Genomic DNA, 22,450 nt, shown 5'->3' on the forward strand with positions numbered 1-22,450 from the left:
TATATGTTAAACTTTTATCGGCAGTAAACTGTCAGTTTGTCACAATAAGCTATTATGGTATTTTTTTTGACCAATAGCAACGAACAATCATTATTAACAATGGCCGCACTGACTGTGGCATAAAAAATATAAAAAATGGCAACAGGTAAAATTAATGTGTCCGTAGACAACATTTTTCCACTGATCAAGAAGTTCTTGTACAGTGATCACGAAATTTTTCTAAGAGAATTAATTTCAAATGCAACAGATGCAACCTTAAAAATGAAGCACTTGACCACAATTGGCGAGGCAAAGGTTGAATATGGCAACCCTATTATAGAGGTTAAAGCAGACAAAGAAGGCAAAAAACTACATATCATTGACCAAGGTCTTGGTATGACAGAAGAAGAAGTAAAGAAATACATTAATGAGGTAGCTTTCTCTGGTGCTGAAGAGTTCTTGAACAAGTATGAAGACTCTGCTAAAGATTCAGGAATTATTGGTCATTTTGGACTTGGATTCTATTCTGCATTTATGGTTGCCCATAAAGTAGAGATCATTACCAAGAGTTTTAAAGATGAGCCAGCGGTTCATTGGTCATGTGATGGATCTCCAGAATTTATCATGGAACCAGCTGAAAAAGAAACGCGTGGTACGGAAATCATTCTTCATATCGCAGATGATTCTACCGAGTTTTTAGAAGATGGTAAAATAAACGAGCTTTTAACAAAGTATAATAAGTTCATGCCTATTCCGATCAAATTTGGAATGAAGACTGAAACTTTACCAAAACCTGAAGGTGCAAAAGAAGAAGATCCTGCGCCAACGCAAGAGGTTGACAATATCATTAACAACCCTAACCCAGCATGGACAAAGCAACCTGCAGATTTAAAGCCAGAAGACTATAAGAGTTTTTACAGAGAGCTTTACCCAATGCAATTTGAGGAGCCTTTGTTTCATATTCATTTAAATGTAGATTATCCTTTTAACCTTACGGGTATTTTATATTTCCCAAAACTTTCTAACGATTTAAATCAGCAGAAAGATAGAATTCAACTATACCAAAACCAGGTATTCGTTACTGATAACGTTGAAGGTATTGTTCCTGAATTCTTGACCATGCTACGTGGTGTTATAGATTCTCCAGATATTCCGTTAAACGTGTCTCGTTCGTATTTACAGGCTGATGGTGCAGTAAAGAAAATATCTTCTTACATCACTAGAAAGGTGGCTGATAAAATGAACTCGCTGTTCAAAAATGATCGTGCCGAGTTTGAAGCAAAATGGAACGATATTAAAATCGTTATTGAATACGGAATGCTTTCTGAAGATAAGTTCTTTGACAAAGCAGATAAGTTTGCACTTTACCCAACCGTAGATGGTTCTTACTTTACGTTTGAAGAGCTACAAGAGAAAATAAAAGACACACAAACAGATAAAGACGGAAAAACAGTTATTCTTTACGCATCTGACAAAGAAGCACAACACAGTTATATTGAAACTGCAAAGGCTAAAGGTTACGAAGTGTTGTTATTAGATTCGCCAATTATCGGTCACTTAATGCAGAAGCTAGAAAGTTCTAAAGAGAATATTTCTTTTGCTCGTGTAGATGCTGATCATATTGACAAATTGATTCAAAAGGAAGAAACTCAAATCTCTAAATTATCTGAAGAAGAAAAAGAAACCTTGAAGAAAGAATTGGAAGAAGCTATTACTGATAAAAGCTTTACAGTTCAATTAGAAGCTATGGATAGCGATTCTTCTCCGTTCACTATTACAGAGCCTGAGTTTATGCGTCGTATGAAAGAAATGCAACAGACTGGCGGTGGCGGTGGTATGTTTGGTATGGGTTCTATGCCAGACATGTACAACCTGATCGTTAATACGAATCACCCATTGGTTAGTGAGTTTTTAAATACAAAGACAGCGAAGAAAAAGGAGCGATTGATCAATCAATCACTTGACTTGGCGAAGTTATCTAAAGGCTTACTTAAAGGTAAAGCTTTAACAGATTTCATTAAGCGTAGCTACGAGATGGTGAAGTAATTTCCATTTCCTATAATCTTAAGAAAAGCCACTACATTTTTTGTAGTGGCTTTTTTGTTAAATGTTGTTATCTTTCAGCATAGAAACTTAGAATTAAATGAGCACCAACTACCGCAGCGTCAATTTCAAAAAGCTACTTGATAAGTTACAACAAGAAAGTTGGCAATTAGAATTAATTATCTCTGGTTTTGCTATTTATGGTTTGTTTGCTGCAAATGAACCTTTAGAATTAAAAGCCGCAGCAAGCTCTGTTACAGAATCGGATCAATTTGGAATACTATGGGCTGTTATTCTTATATGCTGTCAAATATTTACTTTTAACTTGGTCGTACATGTCCTATTAAGAGGGCTATGGATAGGTGCCATAGGCTTAAGATATGTATCTGGTGATATTAATTATAAAACTCTTAATTATTCGGAAAAATTTACATCCTATTTAAAAAGAAAGGTTGGGTCTTTTGATCAATATATTGCCAATCTCGAAACCTATTGTAGTATCATTTTTGCAGCTTCATTTTTAATGATATTTTATGTTATCGGATTCTTTACCGTAACATTTAGTTTCGTTTTAATTACTCAAAGTTTCGAACTTCTTACTTTTCTTCCAAAATGGGCAATACGAACTCTAATTATAGCACTAGTTATACCTTTTATTCTTTCATCGTTAGTAGTTTTTATTGACTTTTTAGGTCAAGGATTTTTGAAAAAGAAAAAATGGACATCAACAATATATTTTCCAATATACTGGGTATTCAGCAAACTAACGTTATCCTTTTTATATCGACCTTTAGCATATAATTTTTTAGATAACAAATTAGGCAAACGCTTAAGTTTTATAATACTCCCTGTATATCTTATAATAGTTACTGTTTCTTCGTTACAATATAGAAATTCGAATTATGTGAATTCTACAAATGATTCTTCTGAATTTCAGATATTAAGTGAGCACTATGATAATTTATCAATCGAAGAAGGGAAATTTATTAACACAGCCTCAATACCTTCAAAAATTATAGAAACTAAATACCTACCTCTTTTCTTAATATATAATGAAGAAATAGAAGATTTTATATTTGACAAAAATAACAACCTAGAACCTGAAGACGACAAAAGAGGTTTTCAATCTTCATTAACCATTGATTTTAAAAGAGGAATGAATGATGCTTCTGGAATAAAAGATTCATTAAATTTAAAAGAATATCTTAAAACAGTAAATGAAATTTACACTATTAAAATAGATTCAAATCAATACCAAAGTGATTTTATAATAAGCTCAAATACTAAAGAAAGATTAGGCTTTGAAACCTATTTAAATATCAAAAAATTAGATCAAGGAAAACACATTTTAACCATAACAGGTCCTGCTAAAAAAAATCAAATAGACCCAAAATCCAAAACCATTGAGAAAGTTTTAGTCACCATCCCCTTCTGGTACTTCCCAGAAAATAGCTCATCACAAAATGTTCAAAATACTGGCATATTACTAGACACTGTGACAACTAATCAATACAAATAGTCTTATTTCTAAATTTAGAAATTAGCAAATATGAAGCATAAAAATCTATAGTTAATCATTTACACAAGCTGTTTTCAACCAATTTAGTAACAGTTTGGTCAACTTTAGGTAAACCTTTAATTATAAATACTAGTGCTTTTTTTATCTTCACCACATGAAGGTGATTTCAACGAACATAGGAGATGCAGTAACTTTTGAATGGAACGGCGCCAAAGAGCAAACCGGTATCTTCAAATACCCAACTTCTAAAAGTTTATTTCTAACTAAAAATGATGTTAAAGATGACACTGTAATAGACCGTGTTCACCATGGTGGCACCAATAAAGCATGCTATCTTTTCTCTGCCGACTATTATGATTATTGGAAGAATCTTTACCCAGATTTAGAATGGGATTGGGGTATGTTTGGTGAAAACTTAACCGTAGAAGGTCTTGATGAATCTAAAATTCGCGTCGGCGATATTTATAAATTAGGCAAAGCGCTCGTACAAGTTTCTCAGCCACGTGAGCCTTGCTATAAACTAGGCATCCGTTTTGGAACGCAAAAAATACTTAAAGAATTTATTACCCATAATCATCCAGGTACCTACGTAAAAATACTAGAAGAAGGTCTTGTAGCTGCCGGTGATGAAATGATATTAGTGGAACAATCTGAAAATACATTTACCTCTCAACAATTTTATGAATTGATGTTCGCAAAAGAAAAATCAAAAGATTTGCTGGAACTATTCATGACCAACGAAGCTGTACCGCAATACAAAAAGGACAGGTTCAAGAAATACCTATAATATTTTAATATTCAATTCAATGAAAAAATTAGTTATACTACTTGCCCTAACTATTGGGCTACATACGCAAGCGCAACTAAGAACGAACGGCGAAATTTCTACCAACCCCACGGTACATAATATTGGCTTTATAACCTTATTGGCTCATTATTATGATGACGGATTAAAATTGAATCCATTAAACGCTACTTTTCAAGGTGATAATAGATACAATGATACTTTACCAAATTTCCTTTCTGATAATTACAAGAAAGAACTGGTCAACTATTACCAAACTTATTTAGAAAAAGCGGAGAAATTTGACAATGCCCAACTTTCTGAAAGTGAGCTAATGTCCAAATCTATATTAAAATGGGAATGTGAAGTAAATTTAGAGGGACTGGCTTTTGAGCAGTACACTCCAATAGACCAAATGTGGTCCATGAATTTAATGATGGGTCAATTAGCCGGTGGCACAAGTGCACAACCTTTTAAGACTACGGAAGATTATATAAACTGGAGCAAGCGTTTAGAAGACTATGAAGTCTGGTTACACTCAGCCAAATCTAAAATGCAAGAAGGTATCAAATCTAAAAATGTATTACCTAAATCGCTTATCAAAAAAGTATTACCGCAACTAGCCAGTGTTGCTAACACCGAACTTGTAGACAACTTATTCTACAGTCCGATTAAAAACTTTCCTGCAGATTTTTCCGACTCAGACAAACAACGATTAACCGAAGTTTATACAGCAGTGATTACCAATAAAATAATTCCTGCATACAAAGAACTTCATGATTTTATGGCTACAGAATATTTAAATGCAGGTAGAGAAACTAGTGGTATACAAGGAATACCAAATGGCGATGCATTTTATGCACATCAAATAAAATTATACACTACAACTAATATGACTGCTTCAGAAATCCATGAAATTGGATTAAAAGAAGTCGCTAGAATTAGCTCTGAAATGGAAGCCGTTAAAAAGCAAGTAGGTTTTGAAGGTGACTTAAAAGCGTTCTTTAATGAAGTTCGTAACAAAAAGGAACTGATGCCCTTTAAAGACCCACAAGAGGTTATCGATAATTTCAATGACATCCACAAAAGAATGATGCCTAAGGTAAATGCTTTATTTAGCAAACAACCTAAGACTCCTTTTGAGGTAAGACGTACAGAGGCTTTTAGAGAAGCTTCTGCCAGTGCAGAATATAACCCTGGTTCTTTAGATGGTACCAGACCTGGAATATTTTATGTTCCTATACCAGACGTTACCTCTTACAACACGTATTCAGATGAAGATTTGTTCTTACATGAGGCTATACCGGGGCACCACTTTCAAATTTCACTGACACAGGAAAATGAAAATTTACCCGAATTCAGAAAAACACTTTGGTACAGCGCCTATGGTGAAGGTTGGGCTTTGTACACAGAATCTTTAGGTAAAGAATTAGGGCTTTACACAGATCCATATCAATATTTTGGAATGCTAGGGGCAGAAATGCACCGTGCTGTTCGTTTGGTCGTAGATACTGGTTTGCATTCTAAAGGATGGTCTAGAGAAAAAGCAATTCAATATTCTTTAGATAACGAAGCAGAATCCGAGGCTAGTATTACCGCAGAAATAGAAAGATATATGGCAAATCCTGGTCAGGCACTATCCTATAAAATAGGTCAGCTAAAAATCATGGAACTTCGTGCTAAAGCTGAAGCTAATCTTGGTAAAGATTTTGACATTAAAGTATTTCATGAGAAAGTTTTAGAAGTAGGTTGCGTACCGTTAGCGTTACTTGAAGAAAAAATCATGAATTGGATTTCCGCAAACACCAAAGCTTAACATATTAAACTTTAAAATACGTATGACTTATCCGTGGCACTTATATGTAATGGGCGCGATCTATATTTTTGCGGGCTTTATGCATTTTATAAAACCTAAGATATATCTTAGAATTATGCCACGCTACTTACCTGCTCACAAAGCTTTGGTTCTGCTAAGCGGTGTAGCAGAGATTGTTCTAGGTATTGGTCTATTTTTTAAAGAGACCAAAAACTTTTCCATTTATGGCATTATTGCTATGCTTGCCGTATTCTTATTGGTGCACTTTTATATGTTGTCTAGCGAAAAGGCAAGTGCAGGATTACCAAGGTGGGCACTTTTACTGAGATTGCCAATACAATTTGCTTTAATGTATTGGGCTTTTATGTACTTAAAATTATAGCAAAAAAAAAGGGGACGCTCCCGTCCCCTTCTTAAATCAACTTAAATCAACTTAATTAACAACAAACTCTTCAGTATATGTTTTACCTGCAGACTTAACGGTAACCGTGTAAGTACCAGGGAAAGCATCTGTGAAATTGAATGCTTTTTCAACAATCAACTCATCTGCTACTTCTTGTGTAAATACTGTTCTACTTTCTGTATCGTAAATCTTGATAGACATATCTGCTCTATCTAAGTTTAAATAGTTCATAAAGATCATATTGTCAGTCTTTCTAAAGAAAGGCTTGATCTCTTCATCAGATTCTACGATTTTCACATTATCGTTATCTAAAACGATTGTATATGAATATGCTGTCATATTATCATCGGCAGATAAGAAGTATACTCCATCTGTCAAATCTTTAAGGTTTAATTTCTTGCTAAACTGACCTTCGGTCATTTTTTCTGAATAAATAACATTTAAATCAGAATCCATTAACTTAACCTGTACACCATTTGTAGATGCATCCATTGTTAAAACCACACTCTTGGCTTTACCCGCAGATAATAGGTTTAATTTTGGCTCTCTTGCCATGCCTGCTACTGTAGCTAACATAAAGGCAACAACTGTTGTGAATTTTACTAGGTTTTTCATAATATAAATTATTTAAGGGTTAATGATAATTTACACTACAAACATACAGCCGTTATAAAGCTCTCACTACATCATATTTTCCCTATTTGTGTGCTATTTTAACCACTTCATATATCCATTATTACCCTATGGTTAAGATTCCACATATTTTAGTTAATTTTGCAAAGAACATACAAATTAGAAGGTTTAATTTTATAGTATAATCCCCTAGTATCATGGTAAAACAAAAACCTACATTCGAAGCTATTAAACCAGATTTTGGTCATTCTTTCACTTATCAGAAGTTTGATGAACATCGATTGAATAAAAATAACCTTTGGCACTACCACCCAGAATTGGAGTTAGTATATGTAAACGGTGGTTCTGGTAAAAGGCAAATTGGTAGTCATGTATCATATTATACGAATGGTGACCTTATATTAATAGGTAGCAATCTACCTCATTGCGGCTTTACAGATGCCCTTACCGGCAATACTAGTGAAACGGTTGTTCAAATGAAGTTAGATTTTTTAGGACCAGACTTCTTTAGCCTTCCCGAGATGAAAAAAATTGCAAGCTTGTTTAATAGCGCTAGTGGCGGAATTGCTTTTTCTGGGAAGACAAAACGAAAAATAGGAGATAAAATGGAGGTTTTGGAATATCAGACAGATTTTCAAAGACTATTATCCATCCTTAATATATTAAACGAACTCGGTAATTCAGATGATATGCGGTTATTGAATGCGGAAGGTTTTTCATTTACCACAGACGTTAAGGATAATGACCGTATTAACATTGTATTCAATCACGTTAAAAATAATTTTAGAGAAGAACTTACCCTAGAGGAGATATCTTCTATGGTAAGTATGACTATACCGTCTTTCTGTAGGTACTTTAAAAAGATTACGAATAAGACTTTCGTACAATTCGTAAATGAATATAGATTGGTACATGCTTCTAAGTTACTTGCAGAAAAGCCTATGAGTATTACGGAGGTTTGTTTTGAATGCGGATTCAATAACTTTTCTCACTTCAATAAATCTTTTAAAGCATTTACAGGTCAAAATCCGTCAGAGTACAGGAACGAGTTAAAGAATGTTATGGTGTAAAAGTTATACCTTATATATAGTACTAAAATTTTAAAGCTTCTAAATGGTAATTTCCACCTCATTTAGAAGCTTTCTTTTTTGCCCTATTCTTTTTGAGTTATAAAAAAACGGATACGTGTTCTTCACAATTTATTTTCATGTAGTACCTTTATACCGCTATGATAAAAGAATTTACAGAAAGAGAATTAGATCGTATTATTGAGATGGCATGGGAAGACCGTACGCCGTTTGAAGCCATTACTTTTCAATTTGGTATTAGCGAACAGGAGACTATTGAAGTCATGCGTCGCGAAATGAAACCAAGTAGTTTTAGAATGTGGCGCAAACGTGTTCAAGGTCGCGCTACAAAACATGCTAAATTAAGATCCGATGAAATGGACCGATTTAGATGTTCTAGACAACGCCACATTACAGGAAATAAAATATCTAAACGATAATTATTTAAATGCCTCGTTCAATACTGCAGCAAGGCGAACTCCGCCTTTTTGCAATTGATCTTCTACAGTATGCCACCAATCATAACTATAACGGTAGCTTAATTTTTCACCTGACTCAACAGAAGCATAAACTTTCTCTGCCAATTGGTGAGATTCCTCAACCCAATCAAGCAAACTTCCGCTCTGTAGAAATTTTATTTGTTCCTTTGACATTTCTGGGTATTCCGTAGCAAGTTCCGTAAAACTCATTCCGTTTTCATCAATCATATTAGAATCCCATACTCTATGTAAGTTAGTTCCGTTACCAAACCATTGTAGCTGAATATCGTTACCACCTTTGTCCTCTACCCTACCCACATGCATAGGTTGGTGTAGATCTCCAATTAAGTGAACCAAGAATTTCAGATAAAAGGCTTTATCTTCTTTACTGCTGTTTTCGTCCTTTATAATTTCCAAACATGTATTAACCCCTTGTACCAAGTCCCCATATTCATTCTTCTCTATTTCTTCATAGGTTTTTCCAAACGGAATATTTACATAATGCCATGTACTGAATTTACGGTATGTTCGATCGGATTTTATTTCATCACCAAAATTGGCAACAGCAGCCAAACTCTCCCCCTCCAATAAATCTTCAATAGCACGTTTTGCCTTTTTACTTAAATGCTGTTCCGCAACTTCACCAACAACCCTATGTCCGGTTTTTGACCAATACATATCATTTGCAAAAGTGAAATTCGATACCAAAAAAAGTAAAATAATATAATTTTTCATCACTAAAATTTTGCCCAAAAATAGTACATCAAATTTTAAGGCATTGTTAAAACTTGGTAAGATTAAATTTATATCTGAACTTGCAGGCATGAAGAAGAAGACGAGAAAATCATCTAAACGAAAATTTAGTATCCGCAAAATAATCGGCTTAGGTATTCTGGGTCTTTTTGCCCTGTTCATTCTATTCATTGTTAGTGTTAATATTGGTTTGTGGGGGAAAATCCCTTCTAAAAAAGAACTTTCAAATTTTCAATATCAAATGGCATCTGAGGTTTTTACCGCAGATAGTGTATTGATCGGTAAATATTATTTGTACGATAGACAACCTGTTACCTTTCAAGATTTTCCAGAACATTTGATACATGCATTAGTTGCCATTGAAGATGAGCGTTTTTATGAGCACTCTGGTGTGGACATCAGAAGTCTGGTTAGAGTTGGTTTTAAAACCGTACTATTAGGCGATAATTCTTCTGGTGGTGGCAGTACCCTTACCCAACAGTTGGCAAAAAATTTATATCCTAGAAAAGAAAGGAATAAAACGAATATAGTAGTCGATAAGGTCAAAGAGATGATCATTGCCAAAAGGCTGGAAAAGATTTTTACTAAAGATGAAATTCTAACTAACTATTTAAATACGGTTTCCTTTGGCGATAATACTTTTGGTATTGAAAGTGCCGCACTAAAATTTTTCAATTCCAAAACTAAAGATATAACCGCCCCCCAAGCAGCAACATTAGTGGGTATGCTTAAAGCTACTTATGGTTACAACCCAAGAATATTCCCAGAGAAAAGTTTGGGCAGGCGTAATTTAGTATTGCGTGCCATGTATAACAATGATTTTATCACCGAAGACCAGGTAACGAAATTCTCGCAAGAAGGTCTTGGTCTTGATTATAGGGAGTTTGATTACAATGCCGGAATTGCACCTTATTTTAGAGAAGAGGTCCGCAAGGAAATGCTAAACTGGATCACAGAACAAAACGAAGCTGATACGGATTACAACATTTACACTTCAGGATTAAAAATTTACACCACACTAAACTACAAAATGCAAAAATTGGCTGAAGAAGCTATGGTTGACCACATGACCAAATTGCAGCATAGTTTTGAAAAAAGTTACGGTTCTAAAGCACCTTGGTTAAAAGATAAAAAGTTAATGGAAAAAATAGCCAAGCGAACACCTACATATAAAAGACTGCAGAGTTCGGGTTTGTCCCATGCGCAAATTATAGATAGCTTATCTAAAGACAAACAAAAAAGGACTTTCAAATCTTGGCAAGAAAATGAAGAAACAACTGCGAGTTCTATGGATAGTATTCAACATTATACCAAATTCTTAAATACGGGTTCTTTAGCTGTAGACCCAACGAACGGAGACATTTTAGTTTGGATCGGTGGTATTAATTTTGAACAATATAAGTATGATCATATTTCACAAAGTAAACGCCAGGTCGGCTCTACGTTCAAACCAATTGTTTACACAACTGCTGTAGAACAAGGTGTTTCTCCATGCACCTATTTCTCTGCCGAAGAAATTGAATATGATAATTTAAAAGGCTGGTCACCTTCTAATTCTGGTAATAAAGACGAAGCGTACCTCAACTATTCAATGGAAGAAGGTCTTAGCAATTCCATCAACACCATTGCTGTAAAAGTTTTGGAAAAAGCCGGTATTGACAATGTGTTGACCATGGCCAAAAAAATGGGTATTGAAGATAAATTACCAAAGGAAGCTTCTATTGCTCTTGGCACTGGTGAAATCAAAATCATCGATTTGGCACAAGCGTATTCCAGTTATGCAAATAATGGCAAACATATTCAACCAAATTTGATCAAAAGCATTTCTAATCATAAAGACTCCGTTTTAGCCGAATTTAAGCCCAAATTGAACGAAAAAGCCGCTTTTTCTAAAGAAACTAGTCAGATAATGATTGAAATGATGAAATCTACTGTCAATTCTGGAACGGCAGCTCGACTTAGAAATACATACGGACTCAATAATGACATTGCCGGTAAAACAGGTACTACCCAAAATAATAAAGATGCTTGGTTTGTTGCCTTGACCCCTAAGTTGGTTCACATTACTTGGGTTGGTCTTGATCAACATGAAATCGGATTCAGTAATACGAGTATCGGGCAAGGTGCAAATGCCGCTCTACCCCTATTTGGGCTATGGATGCAAGAATTGAACAAGGACACCGAGTTTGACAGTTACACCAAATCGAAATTTCCAAGACCGTCATCTACCGTTCAAGAAGCATTGAATTGTGACCCTGTAAAACGTGACGGATTCTTCAAAAGACTTTTTAAAAATCCCAATAAAAAGAAAAGCAAAAAGTTCAATGGATAATTGAATCTTAATTTGATTTGGTATTTAGTTATATAATTTGCCTGTTTATTTCGTTTTGGCATTTTATTTAACAAAACAAACACCTAAATTTGGCTGACCACCAAACATTTACCAAAATGACCAATTACTTAAGTACACTTGTACTTATACTTTTTTGCTACTCTTTACATGGGCAAATTTCAGATAAATCTTTCGTTATAAACGAAACTAACGCTAAGATTACTCCTGACGGAATTCTTGATGAACCTGTATGGGCAACTGCAGATCAGGCTGATGAATTTTGGCAATACTTCCCCCTAGATACTGTTCAATCTAAAAAGCAGACAGAGATTAAAATGCTATATGATGAATCTAACCTATATATTGGTATTACCGTACATACTGCTGGTTCAGATTTTTCCATTCAGTCCTTAAAACGAGACTTTAGGGCAGGAAACAGTGATAATATCACTTTACTTTTTGACACCTTCAACGACGGCAATAATGCTTTTCTATTTGGCATCAATCCGTATGGAGTTCGTCGTGAAGGACTAGTTTCCGGCGGTGGATTGAACCTTAACGGATTTACCATTTCATGGGATGTAAAATGGCGCGGAGATTCTAAAATTTATGACGGCTACTACACGGCTGAAATGACTATACCATTAACCGCTTTTAAATTTAAAGAAGGTGAAACCAAATGGCGATTTAATAGTTACCGTTTTGATACCCAATCTAACGAGAACAGTACGTGGACGAATATCCCTCAAAATCAAAATATATACGGACTCACATTTATGGGCGATATGGTTTTTGAGAAACCGTTGGGTAAATACCGTACTCCGCTTACCGTAATCCCTTATGTAAATTTTGGTTCGCAAAAAGACTTTGAATTGAATGAATCTGAAACTAAAATTAATATAGGTGGTGATGCTAAAATAGCTATTGGCAACAGCATGAATTTGGATGTTACCGTAAATCCAGATTTCTCTCAAGTAGAAGTTGATGATCAGGTAACCAACCTAACACGTTTTGAAGTTTCACTGCCCGAAAAGAGACAGTTTTTCATAGATAACAGCGATTTATTTGGCAGTTTTGGTGGCGGCAGAGATGCTAATCCGTTTTTCTCTAGGCGTATAGGTATCGCTAAAGACACAGCTGACAATGCTATTGAAAATAAAATTATAGGTGGCGTTCGTTTAAGTGGAAAGTTGAACAAAGGTCTAAGATTGGGCTTTCTAAATTTACAGACGGCTGAAGATTTAGATGAACAAATTGCATCTAATAACAATACCATGTTCGCCCTGCAGCAAAATGTTTTTGGGCGATCCAATATTGGTATTTTCTTTATCAATAGACAATCATTTGAGGATTATGAATTTCAAGATCCTGAAGACCGTTATAATAGGGTTGCAGGTATAGATTATAATTTAATATCAGATAATAATATCTGGAACGGTAAATTCTATCTGCATAAATCTTTTGCTCATAACGCTGGCAAAGCAAATCTTTCTTCAGGTGCATTTATGCAGTATAACTCTAGAAACTGGAACTTTTTTGAAGACATGGTTTACATTGGTGAAGATTTCAGGTCAGACCTTGGCTTTATTCGTAGAACGGATATTTTTAAATCGGCAACAATGATTGAGCGTGTTTTCTGGCCAGAAGATAGTGCCTTACAAAACCATAGTTTTCAATTTTTCCCTGTTTTAACTTGGAGCCCTGAAAATGACTTCCTTCATACGGATTATGATTTAATGGGTGCTTGGGAGTCGAAATTTAACGACCAATCAGAAATCAATGTGTCCTATACACATACCTACACCTACCTTTTTGATGAATTTGACCCAACCGATATAGATGATGCCATACCCTTACCCAATGAGGTAGGTTATCATTACAATTATGTTTCTTTAGAATATCAATCTGATAGTAGAAAAAGGTTCGCCTATTCTATATCTCCTACTATGGGAAGCTTTTTTAATGGCGATAGGTTCTCGGTAGGGGCAGAAATGTATTTGAGATTTCAACCAAAAGTATTTTTATCATTAGCCATGAACTATGATAAAATATCGCTACCTGATCCCTATCCAAGTACAGATATTTGGCTAATTAGTCCAAAAATAGACGTTACCTTTAGTAAGTCTATTTTTTGGTCAACACTAGTACAGTATAGTAATCAAAGAGATAATTTAGGTTTTAATTCTAGACTTCAATGGCGTTTTGCTCCCTTATCTGACTTATTTATCGTTTATAACGATAATTACTTTGTCAACTCTTTTGAACCAAAATATAGATCGATCAATCTTAAATTGACCTACTGGTTAAATATCTAATATGAAGTATAAAATTTTGTGTTCAGATTTAGACGGAACCCTACTTTCTACAAAAAGTGATGTTTCTCTAAAGGCTATAGAGCAAATAGGTAAAATAAAAAATGAAACCAAAATCATACTTGTTTCCGCTAGAATGCCCAGTGCAATGTGGTATATACAAGAAGATCTTGGTATTACGGACCAGCCCATCATTTGCTATAACGGAGCATTAGTTCTATCAGGTAATAAAGAACTTAATTCTGTGTTTATCCCTATTGATATTTTAAACACCATCAGTGATTTGTGTGAAGGACTAGAAGCCGATTTAGGATTGTATTATAGTAATGAATGGTTTGTACCTAAAACTTCTCTACGTGTAGAAAAAGAAATTAAATACACCAAATCTACTCCCGTATTTCAAGATACCGAGCAAACATTACAAAATTGGCAAGAGCGTAAAATCGGCGCTCACAAAATCATGTTGATGTGTACAAAAACAAGTGCAGATATATTGATGCCAATTCTACAAGAAAAACTCGGAGAAGATCTTAATCTGTATCGTTCTAATGACACCCTAATAGAAATTGCCCCAAAATCCGTTTCTAAACTTTCTGCAATTAAACTACTTATGGAAGAACATGAAGCACTAACAGATATCATTGCCTTTGGTGATAATTACAACGATATTGAAATGCTTGAAAACGTAGGCTACGGTGTTGCCGTTGGCAATGCAAGAGATGAAGTTAAAGCTATTTCAAATGATATCACATTAGAAAATACCGCAGACGGAGTAGCACATTACATAGCTAACAACTTGGTTTATTAATTATATTTGAAAATACAACTTACTTATATTTTATGCCATATCTTATTACTCAACCTCTTATTACAAATGATACCGTAGTATTCGGGCTATTGGCACTTTGCCTAGGTTTTATCTTTTATACATCTAGTTTAAAAACTGGCTTTTGGAGTAAATTTTATTCCATTGTACCAGCAGTACTTATGTGTTATTTGTTACCGGCAATATTGACCAGTACCGGTATTGTTTCTGATGAGATCTCAAATTTATATTTTATGGCAAGTAGGTATTTACTACCTGCAGCGCTTGTTCTTATGACATTGAGCATTGATATAAAAGCAATATCAAACTTGGGCTCTAAAGCTATTATCATGTTTTTAACCGGTAGTGCAGGTATTATTATAGGCGGACCCATTGCCATACTTATTGTTTCAATTTTCTCTCCAGATACTGTTGGCGGAAATGATTTTGATGCCATTTGGAGGGGACTTTCTACTATCGCCGGTAGTTGGATCGGTGGAGGCGCCAACCAAGCTGCCATGTTAGAAATATTTCAATATAATCCGGAGAAATATGGTGGTATGGTTTTGATAGACATCGTGGTTGCGAATGTTTGGATGGCGATTGTACTTTTAGGAGTTGGTAGAACGAAAAGAATTGATGCATGGTTAAAAGCGGATACCTCAGCTATTGAAACTTTAAAAGTAAAGGTGACGGAGTTTACTGAAAAAATTACACGTGTACCTACTTTGAACGATTATATGATTATGCTGGCCCTAGCCTTTACAGCTGTTGGAATAGCTCATTTTTTTGGTGACCATATAAGCACTTATTTGGAAAGTAATTTTGATGCTGTAAGCGACAAAAAAAGTTTCCTTTCATTCTTAGGTTCTGCTTTCTTTTGGATGGTGGTTATCGCAACCGGCTTAGGTATAGCGCTTTCCTTTACTAAAGCCAAAAATTACGAAGGGGCAGGTGCCAGTAAAATTGGAGGTATGTTCATTTATATTCTAGTAGCAACTATTGGTATGAAAATGGACTTAAACAAGGTACTTGAAAACCCAGGCTTAATAGCAGTTGGCTTTATTTGGATTGCCATTCATGCAGGTTTAATGATATTGGTCGCAAAACTCATAAGAGCTCCCTATTTCTTTTTAGCAGTAGGTAGTCAAGCAAATGTTGGTGGTGCCGCTTCCGCTCCTGTGGTTGCTGCAGAGTTTCATCCATCATTAACTTCGGTTGGTGTCCTATTAGCTGTTTTAGGCTATGTTGTAGGTACCGGTGGTGCCTTACTTTGTGCTTATTTAATGGAGGTAGCCTCAAGCTTATAAAAAATCATAGTTACTAACAAAATAAAGGGTTGGCGTTCTTTATTATCAAATTTTATAGATATTTGCGCCCTAAATAATAAGAATGAAAAAAATACTATTTGTTGTTGCCGCACTGTTGGCATTGAGCTCATGTGGAGATAATACAGAAGAAACGATGATTGTAAACGGTAAAATAAAAGGACTAAAAAAAGGGACACTATATTTACAACATGTACCAGACTCAGTACTAATTACTGTTGATTCCCTTGCTATAAACGGAGATGGAAATTTTTCTTTTAAAACTAAATTAACGAGTCCCGAGATATTCTATTTATACTTAGATAAAAAAGATAATAACGATATCAACGACCGCATTACTTTTTTTGCCGAACCAGGTACTATAACGATCAATACCGATTGGAATACGTTTGATACTACGGCAAAAATTACAGGTTCGGAATCTAACGAAAAACTAAAAGAATACAAACAGACCATGAGCGGTATCAACAAGCGAAATGTTGAAATAATGATGAATGCCGCCCAAGTAGATGGAGAATTGAGCCAAATAAGTGTAGATTCATTAGCGAATATCAGCAATAGAAATACACAAAGAGGTTATGCATTCGCAATCAATTTTGCATTAAATAACAAATCGTCATTTGTAGCCCCATACATCGCTTTAAAAGAAATACCTGATGCAAACGTCAAATACTTAGATTCTATCTACAGCGTACTATCACCAGAGGTAGCTGAATCTAAATATGGTAAAGAGTTAGCCACTCTTTTAAAGAAATAAATAGTACAACTGAATTTGTATCAAATAAAAAAGCATCCTAAATATTAGGATGCTTTTTTATAATAACGAAATTGTAAACTATACCAACTTGTTCAGGTCATCAACCAATTTAGTGGCTTTTGTTTCTAAGTCTTTTCTTACTTCTTTGAAATGTGCTTTTTTATTCTCAACATCATTTTTGTTGATTTTAGCAACTAATTCGTCAAAAGTAGTAAACGCCTCATTTATAATAGCATTACCTTCTTTAGAGTAAGTTGTATGACCTTTAGTAGCCTCAACTATATCAACTCCTTCTATAATGTCTCCGAGAACATTATTTATATCTTTCTTTAAATTTTTAATACTTGCCATCTCTAATTATTTTCTGCAAAAATACAATTTTTACACTGCTGTAAAGTTAATTAGGCCTTAAATAGTAACCTCTAACAATTTAGCCCCTTTTGATTGTAAGGAAATCTTTTGTGTTGACGCTGGTAATAATACTGTCTCCCCACTTTTAATTGAAACTTCGCCTTCAGCGGTTTTAATGGTAGCTTCACCACCAACACACATAAAAATGGTAAACGAATCTCGCTGAGCCGTATCTAAATCTAAATTTTCCGTTAGTTCAATGAAGTTAGTTTTAAAGTATGGGCAATCTACCATTGTATTCACCTCATTCTTATCTTGACCGTAAGAAACTTTATAATCATCTTTCTTTTCGTAATCAACTGCATCTAAAGCTAAATCTGTATGCAACTCACGAAGGTTACCATCTTTATCTTTTCTATTAAAATCGAAAACGCGATACGTAACATCTGAAGTTTGTTGTATTTCCGCCAACATCACCCCTGCCCCAATGGCATGAATTTTACCGGTATTTATGAAAAACGTATCACCTTCTTTAACTTGCTCATAATTAAGAAGATCAAGCAAGGTATCATTAGCAACACTTTCAGCATATTCTTCTTTGGTAACATCTTTGTTGAAGCCAACAATTAGTTCTGCTTTAGGATCTGCATCCATAATGTACCACATTTCGGTCTTACCAAAAGAATCATGACGCTCTTTCGCTAAAGCATCATTTGGGTGCAATTGAATGGACAAATCTTGTTTAGCGTCAATAAACTTTATAAGAATAGGAAATTCTTTTCCAAAGCGTTCCACAACACTTTTACCCAACAATTCTTCTGCATTCGAATCTATAAGATCTTGTAGTGACTTACCCTCTAAACTACCATTGGCAACGACAGAGATATCGCCTTTAACAGTAGATAACTCCCAACTTTCGCCAGTAATATCGCTTTCTATAGGCTTACCAAAAACTTCTTTAAGCTTGGTACCGCCCCAAAGTCTTTCTTTTAATATTGGTTTAAATTTTAAAGGATGTATCATTGTATTTTCTATGTATTGGTATTTGCTAATCAGTTAAACAACGTAAAATAAAGATTTTTCTTACAAAATTAGTCTTTTAATTATCCAGAAAATGTTACAAAATTTCTGGGCGTTTCATAAAGTACCACTTCCAGATCTTGTGATTCTAAAATATGTGGTCTTAACTTTTGCCAGATAACTACCGAAATATTTTCCGCAGTAGGGTTTAAAGTTTTAAACTCCTCAACCTCAATATTTAAATTCTTATGATCTAAATAGTCTTCAATCTCTACTTTGATCAGATCTTTTAACACCTTCATATCCATAACAAAACCAGTTATGGGATCTATCTCTCCTGTAACACTTACAACTAATTCATAATTGTGACCGTGGAAATTAGGGTTATTACACTTTCCAAATATTTCAGTGTTTTTAGTGTCGTCCCAATCTTTCTTATATAACCTATGCGCAGCATTAAAATGCGCCTTTCTACTTACTTTAACTTTCATTATTTCGTTGGCATTTTAAATAAATGTTCATAAAATTTATCGAAGATAATCTTAAACCATGCTGTGTATTCATTGGGGTTATTAGAGATATCTTCTTTTATATCTTCTGGCGACATCCATTTCCATGCCTCTACCTCTTCTGGGTTAATGTTTGGTTCAGCATCATAACTACCGATCATTACATGATCTAGTTCATGTTCGGTTAAACCATTATCAAAAGGAGCTTTATAAATGAAGGAAAACAATTCTTTTAATTCTGCCTGAAACCCCATTTCTTCTTGAAGTCTACGTTTGCCAGCTTCAATATTGGTTTCACCTACACGTTGATGACTACAGCATGTATTTGTCCATAATAACGGAGAATGATACTTAGATGCTGCTCTTTGTTGCAACATAATTTCACCGTTGCCATTTGTTATAAATACTGAAAATGCTCTATGCAAAACTGCCTTTTCATGGGCTTCCATTTTGGCCATAGTGCCTATTTGCTCGTTATTTTCGTTTACGAGAATTACCTGTTCTTCCTTCATTAGGTAAAAATAAGGCGTTTTAGGTATTTTTCGTAATGATGAATATATAAAAAGAAAAATCTAGAAGAAACGTGGAGATTTTAAGTTGTTCTTGGTCATAATGAAATCGTATCTGAAAATTATCTCGAACGACCCATCATTAAATGCAGTATTACCAAGGTCTGTTGTTTCCTTATCATACGCTAAACCAATTAAAAACTTATTGGATACATTGAAACCCGCCATTCCACTAAATGCCGCATCCCATCTGTAGGCTGCTCCTAAAATAAACTTTTCGTTAAACATAAAGTTTGCCGATAAATCTACTTGTAACGGTGCTCCTTGTACCACTTTTGTCAATAATGCCGGCTTAAATTTTAGAGACTCATTTAAATCCCAAACATAACCAGTAATTAAGTAAAGGTTCATTTGCTCTTTAGCCGTTGAAAGGTTGGTTTCTTGAAAATGTGATGTTTCTAGAATACGAGGTACCGATAAACCTGCATAGAATCTTTCTGTATGATAGTAAACACCTGCACCAATGTTGGGAGAAAGTCTGTTATCAATATCTTGTTGCAAAGTTGGATCAGTGGTATACTGGTTTAATTCAGAAAATCTAACATCTAATAAGTTAGCACTTGCCTTTAAACCAAAACTTAGTCTACCCTCTGTAGATGTCCATACCGTATACGAGAAATCAATATCAAAATTAGTTTCTGAAGTAGGACCTATTTCGTCATTCACTATCGACAAGCCTAAACCTACACCTCTATATCCTATAGGCGAATGCACATTAATTGTTTGGGTAGTTGGTGCACCATCTAAACCAACCCACTGAGAACGATGCAAAGCACCTATACTTATGTGACCTCTTGATCCAGCATATGCTGGATTTACACTAATAGTATTATACATATACTGTGTATACTGTGCATCTTGCTGCCCATAAGAAAATACACCGAAACAAATTGCCGCGATAACGACTACTTGCCTTAGTACATTCTTTTTAAGTATGGTTATATATGTGTTAAACATTCTAATTATCTATTTATATAAATGTAACCTGACAATGATTCTGTTTCTCCATTAGGTAATTCATAGTCTAGAATATAGAAATAGGTACCTACTGGTAATTTACTGTCCATGTCTACAGTCACCCTTCCTTCAGATGTTCCATCAAAGACATTGCCCTCGGTATCATATGCTTTCGTCATGTATACCGCTACACCCCATCTATTATAGATTTTCAATGAATTGTTAGGGTAATTTTCTAACCCGTCAATTCTTAAAACATCATGAATACCGTCACCGTTAGGTGTAATAACGTTGAAAACTTCAATTTCTTCTTCTAGCTGACCTAAATCTGAATCTAAGTAATTTGGTATACCATCACCATCAGAATCATCATCAACATAATTTCCATTAAGGTTGATATCCTCATCGCGGGTTTCTATACCATCGTCGTCATCATCGGTATCTCTATAATCCGACTCTTCATCATTATCCGTATTTGGCAGTTGTGCGTAAGGATCATCGATTTCATCATTTACATCTGTATCAACAGCAATTGCACCTTCATAACCATCATCCAATCCGTCATTATCTTTATCTGAACCAATCATAACAACATCTGCAATACCATCATGATCATAGTCATGCGCTTCAATAGCATCTAGTACATTATCATTATCACTATCTTCATCTAAGTAATCCGGTAGGTTATCTCCGTCTGTATCCACTGGGAATAATCCAGTTAAACCATTAGCTTCATACGCATCATCTAAACCGTTGGTATTCGCATCGATCCCAGAAGGTGGAATGTATTCTGCCGTCGCCTGAGCTTCAACATTATCTGGTATACCATCACCGTCAGCATCAATATCTAGATAATCTGGAAAGCCGTCACCATCAGAATCCGTTGGATCGGTAGAAGGATCATTATCGCCATCTAAATTCAAATCTTCAAAACTATCAACGATACCATCATCATCACTATCCATATCAACACCTAACGGGTTAATAAGAATTGTTATGGTCGATGTGCTACAATTACCTACTGTATCACAAACCGTATAATCAAATACATCTGTTCCTAAATAATTATTATTCGGGAAATATGTCGGAATATCATCCGATGGGTCATTCGGTGTACCATTATCATCAACAGTTACAGAACCATTCGCTGGTTGCGTTACGCTAAATGTACCATCTGTAGGTAAATCATTATCGTTTATTTGCCATGTATCTATTGCGGTGATTGCATTGATATCAATTGCAATAGAATCATCATTAGTATCTAATATTGGTAATACTTCTACAGTTACAGTTGCCGTACTACAATCTCCGTAAGCATTACAAATGGTATAATCGAAAGTGTCAGTACCATTGAAATCTATATCTGGAGTATAGGTTACTATATCATCCATAGGATTGTTTGGTGTACCACCATCATCAATAGTTACCGTACCATTTGCTGGATCTGTGGTTGTCAAAGCACCTACATCTGGTAAATCGGCATCATTACCATAAATATCTATAATTACCGGTACTTCTTCGTCTGTAGTTACTAAATCATCTTCTAAATCTGCAGCTTCAGGCAAACACACCACTGTAAAATTTGGTAGACTAAACGTATTACCTGCTTTTGTTACCAGTGCAGTATATTTTACCACTGCATCTGTAGCAATTACCATGGGACTTAATTGATCCCCTGTTAATGGCGGACTCCAACTTACCGAGGCTGTGCTTGGTACGTTAGAAGTGATATCCATAGTTACTTCATTGTCTGGATTATTACAATCTGTTACAATAAAATATCCTGTTGCGTTAGAGCCACATAAGGTACCGTCATAGGTTGCAAAGTAAATACCCGGTTGGGTTACTTCGTAAAAAGAATCTGTACCGAGTATCGTTGCCGTGTCCGAAGCTTCATACCAACGAAAGTTATTTTGATCACTATCCGTAGGTGCCTGCAGTAAGAATTGGGCGTTAGATACCAGCACTCCCAGTATCGTAGTAACGATACTGAGAAATATGGTTTTATATATGTGCGTTTTTTTCAAATCGATT

At 35.0% G+C, this 22,450-nt stretch carries 20 protein-coding genes; 12 read left to right on the forward strand and 8 right to left on the reverse strand.

Annotated features, from left to right (window positions below):
• The first annotated feature begins 135 nt into the window (after positions 1-135).
• From htpG to UH1x_RS03260, 5 genes are all read left to right on the forward strand, one after another.
• On the forward strand, positions 136-2,025 hold the full coding sequence (gene htpG, locus UH1x_RS03240) for a molecular chaperone HtpG (protein ID WP_036155888.1): 1,890 nt from the start codon (positions 136-138) through the stop codon (positions 2,023-2,025).
• Between the two features lie 97 nt (positions 2,026-2,122).
• Complete coding sequence (locus UH1x_RS03245) at positions 2,123-3,541, forward strand: hypothetical protein (protein WP_482625068.1); 1,419 nt, start codon at positions 2,123-2,125, stop codon at positions 3,539-3,541.
• 154 nt (positions 3,542-3,695) lie between these two features.
• A complete protein-coding gene (locus tag UH1x_RS03250; RefSeq protein ID WP_405395898.1) occupies positions 3,696-4,328 on the forward strand; it encodes an MOSC domain-containing protein in 633 nt (210 codons plus the stop codon).
• Between the two features lie 19 nt (positions 4,329-4,347).
• Complete coding sequence (locus UH1x_RS03255; protein ID WP_482625070.1) at positions 4,348-6,141, forward strand: DUF885 domain-containing protein; 1,794 nt, start codon at positions 4,348-4,350, stop codon at positions 6,139-6,141.
• Between the two features lie 22 nt (positions 6,142-6,163).
• Entirely contained in the window at positions 6,164-6,523 is a 360-nt protein-coding gene (locus tag UH1x_RS03260) for a DoxX family protein (RefSeq protein WP_482625072.1), read from the forward strand.
• A gap of 51 nt (positions 6,524-6,574) precedes the next feature.
• Here the strand turns inward: UH1x_RS03260 and UH1x_RS03265 are convergent, their stop codons facing one another.
• Positions 6,575-7,159, reverse strand: a complete 585-nt coding sequence (locus tag UH1x_RS03265; RefSeq protein WP_396633754.1) for a hypothetical protein — start codon at positions 7,157-7,159, stop codon at positions 6,575-6,577.
• Between the two features lie 215 nt (positions 7,160-7,374).
• Here UH1x_RS03265 and UH1x_RS03270 point away from each other — a divergent pair, with 215 nt between their 5' ends.
• Together UH1x_RS03270 and UH1x_RS03275 are read left to right on the forward strand one after the other, a co-directional pair.
• The gene (locus UH1x_RS03270) at positions 7,375-8,247 is read left to right on the forward strand and encodes an AraC family transcriptional regulator (RefSeq protein ID WP_396633753.1); all 873 of its coding nucleotides are present in this window, start codon (positions 7,375-7,377) and stop codon (positions 8,245-8,247) included.
• A gap of 158 nt (positions 8,248-8,405) precedes the next feature.
• A complete protein-coding gene (locus tag UH1x_RS03275; protein WP_396633752.1) occupies positions 8,406-8,684 on the forward strand; it encodes a TIGR03643 family protein in 279 nt (92 codons plus the stop codon).
• Here the strand turns inward: UH1x_RS03275 and UH1x_RS03280 are convergent, their stop codons facing one another.
• The gene (locus UH1x_RS03280; RefSeq protein ID WP_482625075.1) at positions 8,685-9,458 is read right to left on the reverse strand and encodes a S1/P1 nuclease; all 774 of its coding nucleotides are present in this window, start codon (positions 9,456-9,458) and stop codon (positions 8,685-8,687) included.
• 88 nt (positions 9,459-9,546) lie between these two features.
• Here UH1x_RS03280 and UH1x_RS03285 point away from each other — a divergent pair, with 88 nt between their 5' ends.
• The 5 genes from UH1x_RS03285 (at position 9,547) to UH1x_RS03305 (ending at position 17,010) form a co-directional block, all read left to right on the forward strand.
• Entirely contained in the window at positions 9,547-11,808 is a 2,262-nt protein-coding gene (locus tag UH1x_RS03285; RefSeq protein WP_482625076.1) for a transglycosylase domain-containing protein, read from the forward strand.
• A 116-nt stretch (positions 11,809-11,924) separates the two neighbouring features.
• Complete coding sequence (locus tag UH1x_RS03290; protein ID WP_482625078.1) at positions 11,925-14,123, forward strand: DUF5916 domain-containing protein; 2,199 nt, start codon at positions 11,925-11,927, stop codon at positions 14,121-14,123.
• A 1-nt stretch (position 14,124) separates the two neighbouring features.
• Positions 14,125-14,928, forward strand: a complete 804-nt coding sequence (locus tag UH1x_RS03295; protein ID WP_482625080.1) for a Cof-type HAD-IIB family hydrolase — start codon at positions 14,125-14,127, stop codon at positions 14,926-14,928.
• 32 nt (positions 14,929-14,960) lie between these two features.
• A complete protein-coding gene (locus UH1x_RS03300) occupies positions 14,961-16,235 on the forward strand; it encodes a DUF819 family protein (RefSeq protein WP_482625082.1) in 1,275 nt (424 codons plus the stop codon).
• A gap of 82 nt (positions 16,236-16,317) precedes the next feature.
• On the forward strand, positions 16,318-17,010 hold the full coding sequence (locus UH1x_RS03305; RefSeq protein ID WP_482625084.1) for a DUF4369 domain-containing protein: 693 nt from the start codon (positions 16,318-16,320) through the stop codon (positions 17,008-17,010).
• Between the two features lie 78 nt (positions 17,011-17,088).
• On the opposite strand, the gene UH1x_RS03310 is transcribed toward UH1x_RS03305, so the two are convergent.
• From UH1x_RS03310 to UH1x_RS03335, 6 genes are all read right to left on the reverse strand, one after another.
• Positions 17,089-17,361 carry a hypothetical protein gene (locus tag UH1x_RS03310; protein ID WP_396633744.1) on the reverse strand — a complete coding sequence of 91 codons (273 nt, stop codon included), beginning with the start codon at positions 17,359-17,361 and terminating at the stop codon, positions 17,089-17,091.
• A gap of 57 nt (positions 17,362-17,418) precedes the next feature.
• Complete coding sequence (locus UH1x_RS03315) at positions 17,419-18,381, reverse strand: type I phosphomannose isomerase catalytic subunit (protein ID WP_482626482.1); 963 nt, start codon at positions 18,379-18,381, stop codon at positions 17,419-17,421.
• Positions 18,382-18,464: 83 nt separating this feature from the next.
• Positions 18,465-18,872, reverse strand: coding sequence for a 6-pyruvoyl trahydropterin synthase family protein (locus tag UH1x_RS03320; protein ID WP_482625085.1), 408 nt, complete (start codon positions 18,870-18,872; stop codon positions 18,465-18,467).
• On the reverse strand, positions 18,872-19,402 hold the full coding sequence (gene idi / locus UH1x_RS03325) for an isopentenyl-diphosphate Delta-isomerase (RefSeq protein ID WP_482625087.1): 531 nt from the start codon (positions 19,400-19,402) through the stop codon (positions 18,872-18,874). The genes UH1x_RS03320 and idi overlap by 1 nt, the downstream gene beginning before the upstream one ends.
• 60 nt (positions 19,403-19,462) lie before the next feature.
• On the reverse strand, positions 19,463-20,416 hold the full coding sequence (locus UH1x_RS03330) for a PorP/SprF family type IX secretion system membrane protein (RefSeq protein ID WP_482625089.1): 954 nt from the start codon (positions 20,414-20,416) through the stop codon (positions 19,463-19,465).
• A gap of 5 nt (positions 20,417-20,421) precedes the next feature.
• On the reverse strand, positions 20,422-22,443 hold the full coding sequence (locus UH1x_RS03335; RefSeq protein ID WP_482625091.1) for a T9SS type B sorting domain-containing protein: 2,022 nt from the start codon (positions 22,441-22,443) through the stop codon (positions 20,422-20,424).
• Positions 22,444-22,450: the final 7 nt, after the last annotated feature.

Source organism: Maribacter sp. UH1 (assembly GCF_056839145.1).